This is a genomic window from Pseudomaricurvus alkylphenolicus (genome assembly GCF_011683955.1).
GTDB classification, from domain to species: Bacteria; Pseudomonadota; Gammaproteobacteria; order Pseudomonadales; family Cellvibrionaceae; genus Pseudomaricurvus; species Pseudomaricurvus alkylphenolicus.
This window is the reverse complement of the sequence record NZ_JAAQPI010000065.1, coordinates 1-927: the sequence shown is the minus strand read 5'-3', so window position 1 is coordinate 927 and position 927 is coordinate 1. Positions and strand designations below refer to the sequence as shown.

Sequence of the window (927 nt, the reverse complement as noted above, 5' to 3'; positions counted from 1 at the left end):
TGGTGGCAACAGCTTCTTAAGTACCGCTTCTTTCCTTTCTGGTGAATAGTGTTTCACTCATTCCTCATCAGCCCCCTGTTCAAGTTTTCAACAATTTAGGGGGTGACATCTATCCTGACACAGGGGGTTTCTTCCGCCTCGCTGTATGCAGCATCCATATCTGGTGGATATTGCGCACATTTGGCGAAAACGTTTCCCGAAATAAGTACCAAAACCAAAATCAGTGTACTGACTCTCATGGCATATAACGCCTTTAGAAGCTGCAGAGAGGAAGCCCAGCGCCGTAGGCGCTATACTGCCTAAAATTGTTATGGCTTTCTCAGCCTGACTAATGGTTGCTCTGCCTCAACAACTTGACCATTTTCTACTAGAAGCTCTTCTATGACTGCATTGCATGGAGCCGAGACCTCCAATATATGAGTAGAAGTGCAGACTTCCGCGATTGGTTGCCCCCCAATGACTTCTGAGCCTGCCTGAACCAGTAAGTTGCACTCGGGACCAAGATATAAGCCTCCAACCGAAACCTCATTTGTTTGCAAAGCACCTGGTGCATATATCATTCCCTCTTCGGGAAACTCTTGTTGCTCCAATGGAATTGGTTCAAATTCTTCACTTTGGCCCAAGGCTCCATTAAGCCACTTCAATATTAGATTCTTCATCGTTTCCGTTCTTGGGTGCCATAACGCTCAAAGCAGAGGCGAGTCGCAATGCGAGTCCTGCTGGCCTTGCTTGTTAGGAGTAGCTTTCTCGGCCCTGGATTTTATCAACTTTAGCAAGGAATTATGGAAGTCACGAAAGATCGGCGTTTTTCAAGACAGATGTCACCATTAGTTCATTTTTTACGCTGCTTTCTCACACTCATGGTCCGAGTTATCCGGGTTTAGTTCGACCTCTTTGATGTAATCCCACTTCCTAGCCTCTCCAGAC

Annotated in this window: 1 protein-coding gene; it reads right to left on the bottom strand. The window is 46.4% G+C overall.

What is annotated here, in order from left to right; all coding sequences use genetic code 11:
* Positions 1-308 precede the first annotated feature (308 nt).
* Positions 309-659 carry an acetyl-CoA carboxylase biotin carboxyl carrier protein subunit gene (locus HBA55_RS37125; protein ID WP_167001288.1) on the bottom strand — a complete coding sequence of 117 codons (351 nt, stop codon included), beginning with the start codon at positions 657-659 and terminating at the stop codon, positions 309-311.
* Positions 660-927: the final 268 nt, after the last annotated feature.